The 6,784-nt window shown below is 70.4% G+C and carries 5 protein-coding genes; all 5 read right to left on the bottom strand.

The genetic code is table 11. The annotated features are described in order from the left end of the window. A partial coding sequence (locus tag AB0D53_RS34160; RefSeq protein ID WP_350985938.1) for a flavodoxin-dependent (E)-4-hydroxy-3-methylbut-2-enyl-diphosphate synthase occupies positions 1–164 on the bottom strand: 164 nt, incomplete at its 3' end. Between the two features lie 181 nt (positions 165–345). Further along, positions 346–1,656, bottom strand: a complete 1,311-nt coding sequence (locus AB0D53_RS34155) for a site-2 protease family protein (protein WP_362453117.1) — start codon at positions 1,654–1,656, stop codon at positions 346–348. Continuing rightward, positions 1,653–2,906 carry a 1-deoxy-D-xylulose-5-phosphate reductoisomerase gene (gene dxr / locus AB0D53_RS34150; RefSeq protein ID WP_362453116.1) on the bottom strand — a complete coding sequence of 418 codons (1,254 nt, stop codon included), beginning with the start codon at positions 2,904–2,906 and terminating at the stop codon, positions 1,653–1,655. The genes AB0D53_RS34155 and dxr overlap by 4 nt, the downstream gene beginning before the upstream one ends. 162 nt (positions 2,907–3,068) lie before the next feature. Next, positions 3,069–5,015, bottom strand: a complete 1,947-nt coding sequence (locus tag AB0D53_RS34145) for an acyl-CoA dehydrogenase family protein (RefSeq protein WP_362453115.1) — start codon at positions 5,013–5,015, stop codon at positions 3,069–3,071. Between the two features lie 305 nt (positions 5,016–5,320). Then, a complete protein-coding gene (locus AB0D53_RS34140; protein WP_362453114.1) occupies positions 5,321–6,766 on the bottom strand; it encodes an aldehyde dehydrogenase family protein in 1,446 nt (481 codons plus the stop codon). Between the last annotated feature and the right edge of the window lie 18 nt (positions 6,767–6,784).

Genomic DNA, 6,784 nt, shown 5'->3' with positions numbered 1-6,784 from the left:
TGCAACGTCGCACCGATGTCCGACGTACGCGTCGTCGTCATCGACTGCACCGACACCGGCGCGTCCCCGCCCACCGCAACCGACCCGACCTGGATCTTGCGGCTGACCCTCCGGTCGGCGAGCTTGGTCGGAACGGACGGAATTCCGAGAGAAATCGCAGTCATGCGCTGAGCATCCCCAAGGTGTGGATCAAGGTCCCGAGATCGGCGGGCTCCGGCCTTCGAGGTTACGGCACCGACAGCGGCCCCGAGCACACCACGTGCGGGACTGGCACACAAATGCGACGGCCCGGACACACACTGTGTGCCGGGCCGTCACTCGTGGTGCAACAAGGCGCTCGGTCGGTCAGGAGATCTTGACCGGGTTCACGATGTCGGCGACCAGCACCAGCAGCGTGAAGCAGATGAAGACACCGGCGACGACATAGGCGACCGGCATCAGCTTGGCCACGTCGAAGGGGCCCGGGTCGGGACGCCGGAAGACCCGTGCCACATTGCGGCGCAGGGCCTCCCAGAGCGCTCCGGCGATGTGCCCGCCGTCGAGCGGCAGCAGGGGCAGCATGTTGAAGAGGAACAGCGAGAGGTTGAAGCCCGCCAGCAGGAACAGCATCATCGCGATCTGGTTCGTCGCCGGGACGTCGAGCGTCATCACCTCACCGCCGATCCGGGCCGCGCCGACCACACCGACCGGGGAGTCCGCCGCCCGCTCGCCGTCGCCGAAGGCGGCGTTCCACAGTCCCGGGATCTTGGACGGGAGGGCGATGATCGAGTGAACGCCGTTCTCGACCATGTCTCCCATGCGGACGACCGAGTCACCGAAGGAGAGCGGGACGATCTCGGTCTGGGCGGCGAAGCCGAGGTAGCCGGCGTCCACGAACTTGCCGGGGATCACCTCGCCCTTGGAGTCCTTCTTCGCCACCGAGTTCTTCTGGAGCACGGCGTGGAGGGTCTTCTCCTGGCCGTCGCGGCGGACCGTGATGGTGGCGGGGCCGATGGTCTCGCGGATCTTCTCGGAGAGCGTGTCCCAGTCGTCGACCTTCTGGCCGTCGAAGGCGACGATCCGGTCGCCCTTCTTGAGCCCCGCCTCCGTCGCGGGCGAGACCGGGTCGGACTTCTTGCACTTGTCGCGGTTCTGGCTCTGGTCGATCACGCACTTCTGGACACCGGCGACCTCGGTGGTCTGGGTCTGGAAGCCGAAGGTCATCGCCACACCGAGGAAGATCGCGACGGCGAGGACCAGGTTCATGAACGGTCCGGCGAACATCACGATGACGCGCTTCCAGGGCTTGCGCGTGTAGAAGAGGCGCTTCTCGTCACCCGGTTCGAGCTCTTCGAAGGCGGCGGACCTGGCGTCCTCGATCATGCCGCGCCACGGGGAGGTGGACCGCGCCTCCAGGCGCCCGTCCTCTCCCGGCGGGAACATGCCGATCATGCGGATGTAGCCGCCGGCCGGGATGGCCTTGATCCCGTACTCGGTGTCGCCCTTCTTCCGCGACCAGACCGTCGGGCCGAAGCCGACCATGTACTGGGGGACGCGGATGCCGAAGAGCTTGGCCGTCGACAGGTGCCCGAGCTCGTGCCAGGCGATCGAGAACAGCAGACCGATGGCGAAGACGACGATGCCCAGAATCGTCAACAGGACCGTCGTAATACTCATGCGCGCGCCTCCGCTGTCGCTTTCGCCGAGAGTTCACGGGCCCGGGCGCGTGCCCAGGTCTCCGCTTCCAGGACGTCTGCGACCGTGAGCGAAGTTCCCGTGGCGGGGGTGCCGTGTTCGGTCACCACCGCGGTGACCGTATCCATGATTCCGTTGAACGGCAGCCGTCCGGCGAGGAATGCGTCGACGCATTCCTCGTTGGCCGCGTTGAAGACGGCCGGTGCGGTGGCGCCGATCGTGCCGACGTGCCTGGCCAGACCCACGGACGGGAAGGCCTCGTCGTCGAGGGGGAAGAACTCCCAGCTGGACGCCTTCGACCAGTCGAAGGCGGGGGCGGCGTCCGGGATGCGGGCGGGCCAGCCGAGGCCGATGGCGATCGGGCCCCTCATGTCCGGGGGCGTGGCCTGGGCGAGGGTGGAGCCGTCGGTGAACTCCACCATGGAGTGAACGTACGACTGGGGGTGGACCACGACCTCGATCCGGTCGAACGGGATGTCGTAGAGGAGATGCGCCTCGATGACCTCAAGGCCCTTGTTGACCAGGGTGGCGGAGTTGATCGTGATGACCGGTCCCATGGCCCAGGTCGGGTGCGCGAGGGCCTGCTCGCGGGTGACGTCCGCCAGTTCGCTCCTGGTCCGTCCCCGGAAGGGGCCGCCGGATGCGGTGACGACGAGCTTGCGTACGTCGGCGCGGGTGCCGGCGGCCAGCGCCTGGAAGAGCGCGGCGTGTTCGGAGTCGACCGGGATGATCTGGCCGGGCTTCGCCAGCGCCTTGACGAGCGGGCCGCCGACGATCAGCGACTCCTTGTTGGCCAGGGCGAGCGTGCGGCCCGCCTCCAGCGCGGCGAGCGTGGGGGCGAGCCCGATCGAGCCGGTGATTCCGTTGAGCACGGTGTGGCAGTCGCTCGCGGCCAGCTGTGCGGCGGCGTCCGGCCCTGCCAGGATCTCGGGGAGCGGTTCGCCCGTCCCGTACTGCTCGCGCAGCGCCTCGCGCAGGGCCGGCACGGCGTCCGGTGCGGCGACGGCGACGGTGCGCACCCGCAGCTGCCTCGCCTGCTCGGCGAGGAGGGCGACCCGTCCGCCGGCGGCGGAGAGCGCGGTGACGCGGAAGCGGTCGGGGTTGCGCAGCACCAGGTCGATGGCCTGGGTGCCGATGGATCCGGTGGAGCCGAGGATGACGAGATCCCGGCGGCCTTCCGCTGCGTCGAAGACGAGGTGCGGGTCGGCGAGGGGGGCAGGGCTGTCGCTCATGCCCCCCATTGTTGCCGCATCGCCTGTGGGTGTGGACAGTGCGTCCCGTACGCCGCAGCGGACGGGGCGCCCGGGCCGGTGGCGGCGCGGGTCCGGTGCCGTACCGCGCGCGGCCGGGCGGGGCGCGTCCGGTGAGTGGGCGCGCCCCGCCCGGCCGGTGGTTCAGCGCACGGTCCGGTGGACGTTCTCCCGGGCGGACGGCCCCGGGGTCGCGTCGGCGATCCACGGACCGTCGCCGCTCGGGTCGATGACGCCCTCCTCCAGCCAGGTGTACGCACCGGACAGGACGCCGTCGACCAGGCGCCGGTCCAGGTCGTCGGTGTTGGACCACAGGCGGGTGAAGAGCTCCTCGACCCGGACGCGGGACTGGTGGCAGAACACGTCGGCGAGCCGGTAGGCCTCGCCCCCGTGGTCGCCGGAGGAGCGCAGCAGCTCGGCGCGTACGCAGGCGGCGCTCATCGCGAAGAGTTCCGCGCCGATGTCGACGATCCGTCCGAGGAAGCCCTGCTTGGTCTCCATCCGGCCCTGCCAGCGCGACATGGCGTAGAAGGTGGAGCGTGCGAGCTTGCGCGAGGCGCGCTCGACGTAGCGCAGGTGGGCGGACAGGTCGGGGTGACCGGACGGGTTGAACTCCCCGTAGGTACGCGGGAGTTGCCCCGGACCCGCGACGAGCCTGGGCAGCCAGCGGGCGTAGAAGCCGGCCGCGTTCGCGCCCGCCCTCGCCTTGGCGGAGAGGGGCTTGTCGGGGTCGATGATGTCCCCGGCGACCTTCAGATGGGCGTCCACGGCCTCGCGGGCGATCAGCAGATGCATGATCTCGGTCGAGCCCTCGAAGATCCGGTTGATCCGCAGATCGCGCAGGAGCTGTTCGGCGGGGACGGCCCGCTCTCCGCGGGCGGCGAGGGAATCGGCGGTCTCGAAGCCGCGTCCGCCCCTGATCTGGACGAGTTCGTCGGCCATCAGACAGCCCATCTCGGAGCCGTACAGCTTGGCGAGGGCGGCCTCGATGCGGATGTCGTTGCGGTTCTCGTCCGCCATCTGCGAGGAGAGGTCGACCACGGCTTCGAGTGCGAAGGTGGTCGCGGCGATGAAGGAGATCTTGGCGCCCACGGCCTCGTGCCGGGCGACCGGCCTGCCCCACTGCTCACGTACCGCGGACCATTCGCGGGCGATCTTCAGGCACCACTTCCCGGCGCCGACGCACATCGCGGGCAGCGAGAGCCGTCCCGTGTTGAGCGTGGTGAGGGCGATCTTGAGCCCGGCGCCCTCGGGGCCGATGCGGTTCGCTGCCGGGACCCGGACTCGGTGGAAGCGGGTGACGCCGTTCTCCAGGCCGCGCAGGCCCATGAAGGCGTTGCGGTTCTCGACGGTGATGCCCGGGGAGTCCGCCTCGACGACGAAGGCGGTGATGCCGCCCTTGTGGCCTTCCGACTTCGGTACCCGGGCCATCACGACCAGCAGGTCGGCGACGACGCCGTTGGTCGTCCAGAGCTTCACCCCGTCGAGGACGTAGTCGGGTCCGTCCGGGACGGCCGAGGTGGCGAGCCGGGCCGGGTCGGAGCCGACGTCCGGTTCGGTGAGGAGGAAGGCCGAGATGTCGGTACGGGCCAGCCGGGGCAGGAAGGTCTCCTTCTGCTCCTGGCTGCCGAAGAGTTTCAGCGGCTGCGGCACACCGATGGACTGGTGGGCGGAGAGCAGCGCGCCGATGGCCGGGCTCACGGAGCCGACCAGGGCGAGGGCCTTGTTGTAGTAGACCTGGGTCAGTCCGAGGCCGCCGTACTTGGGGTCGATCTTCATCCCGAGCGCGCCGAGCTCCTTGAGACCGCGGATCACCTCGTCGGGGATTCGCGCCTCGCGCTCGATCAGGGCGCCGTCGATCCCGGTCTCGCAGAACCTGCGCAGACGGGCGAGGAAGGCCTCGCCGCGCCGCACGTCGTCCGCGGGCGGCAGCGGCTGCGGATGGATCAGGTCGAGCCGGAAGCGCCCGAGGAAGAGTTCCTTGGCGAAGCTCGGCTTGTGCCAGTCCTGTTCGCGTGCGGCCTCGGCCACTTGGCGCGCTTCGCGCTCGGTGACTCTGGGCGTGTTCTTCGGTGCGGATGGTGCGGACATGAGGAGCTCACCTCGCCGCGTGTGAGTGGGTGGACGCGGCCGGTCCGCGTGGGGAAGCGCCCATCGGTACCAACCGGCTCTACACGTCCGTATGTACCCGAATCCCGGCACGCCGGCCATCCCCGGGCGCCGATCGGGTCGGGGGCCACTCCACTGACCCGCCTGCGGTGGCGGATCCGGCGGGAACGCGGAGACGGCCTGAACCCCCGCACAGTGGGTTCAGGCCGTCCCGCTGTCGCCTGTTGTCGTGCTGTCCAGGCGGAACACAGGCGACGTCGGTGGATCGGTTCGATCCTGTTCGCGGACTACAGGGCGAGGCCGGTGAGGACCAGCACGCGCTCGTAGGTGTAGTCGTCCATGGCGTAGCGGACGCCCTCGCGGCCGACGCCGGACTGCTTGGCGCCGCCGTACGGCATCTGGTCCGCGCGGTAGGAGGGGACGTCGCCGATGATCACGCCGCCGACCTCGAGGGCGCGGTGGGCGCGGAAGGCCGTCTGCAGGTCGTGCGTGAACACACCGGCCTGCAGGCCGTACTTGGAGGAGTTGACGGCCGCGAACGCCTCGGCCTCGCCGTCCACCTTCTGCACGGACAGCACCGGGCCGAAGACCTCCTCGCAGGAGAGGGTGACGTCGCCCGGGAGCTCCGCGAGCACGGTCGGGCTGTACGTGGCGCCGTCCCGCTTGCCGCCGGTGAGCAGCTGGGCGCCGGCCTGCACGGCCTCGTCGACCCAGGACTCGACGCGCTTGGCGGCGTCCTCGTTGACCAGCGGGCCGACATCGGTGGTGGCGTCCGACGGGTCGCCGGTGACCTGCGCCTCGACGGCGGCGACGATCCTCGGGACGAGCCGGTCGTAGACCGATGCGTCCGCGATGACGCGCTGCACGGAGATGCAGGACTGGCCGCCCTGGTAGTTGGAGAAGGTCGCGATACGGGTCGCGGCCCAGTCCAGGTCCTCGTCGGAGGCGTAGTCGCCGAGGACGACCGCGGCACCGTTGCCGCCGAGCTCCAGGGTGCAGTGCTTGCGCGGCACCGACTCCATGATCGAGTAACCGACGGGGCCGGAACCGGTGAAGGAGATCACGGGCAGGCGCTCGTCCTGGACCAGGGCGGGCATCCGGTCGTTGGGGACCGTCAGCACGGACCAGGAACCGGCCGGCAGGTCGGTCTCGGCCAGCAGCTCGCCCAGGATCAGCGAGGAGATCGGGGTGGCCGGGGCGGGCTTCAGGATGATCGGGGCACCGACGGCGATGGCCGGGGCCACCTTGTGGGCGCTCAGGTTCAGCGGGAAGTTGAACGGGGCGATGCCGAGGACCGCGCCGCGCGGGAAGCGGCGGGTCAGGCCGAGACGGCCGGTGCCGCCGGCGTCGGTGTCCAGGCGCTGGGCGTCGCCTCCGTTGAAGCGGCGGGCCTCCTCCGCGGCGAACCGGAACACCGAGACGGCGCGGCCGACCTCGCCGCGGGCCCACTTGATGGGCTTGCCGTTCTCGGCGGAGATCAGCTGGGCGATCTCCTCGGTGCGCTCCACCAGACGCCGTACGACGTGGTCGAGTGCGGCGGCCCGGACGTGTGCCGGGGTCGCGGCGAACTCCTCGCGCACGGCGTGCGCGGCCGCGACGGCCTCCTCGATCTGGGCGTCGGTCGGCACGCTGACGGTGCCGACGAGACGGCCGTCCCAGGGGTTGGTGACGTCGAAGCTGTCCTCGCCGGTGGCCTGGCGGCCGGCGAGCCAGAAGGCGTGGGTGGAAGTCATGGAGGTTCCGGCCCTTCG

The sequence above is a fragment of the Streptomyces sp. NPDC048295 genome, assembly GCF_040652135.1.
Lineage (GTDB): Bacteria > Actinomycetota > Actinomycetes > Streptomycetales > Streptomycetaceae > Streptomyces.
The sequence above is the reverse complement of the archived record's forward strand: the minus strand, read 5'-3'. Positions and strand labels throughout refer to the sequence as shown.

Excerpts from the sequence above, each read along its gene's own strand:
- AB0D53_RS34155 (WP_362453117.1), bottom strand. The coding sequence starts at position 1,656 with ATGAGTATTACGACGGTCCTGTTGACGATTCTGGGCATCGTCGTCTTC.
- dxr (WP_362453116.1), bottom strand. The coding sequence starts at position 2,906 with ATGAGCGACAGCCCTGCCCCCCTCGCCGACCCGCACCTCGTCTTCGAC.
- AB0D53_RS34145 (WP_362453115.1), bottom strand. The coding sequence starts at position 5,015 with ATGTCCGCACCATCCGCACCGAAGAACACGCCCAGAGTCACCGAGCGC.
- AB0D53_RS34140 (WP_362453114.1), bottom strand. The coding sequence starts at position 6,766 with ATGACTTCCACCCACGCCTTCTGGCTCGCCGGCCGCCAGGCCACCGGC.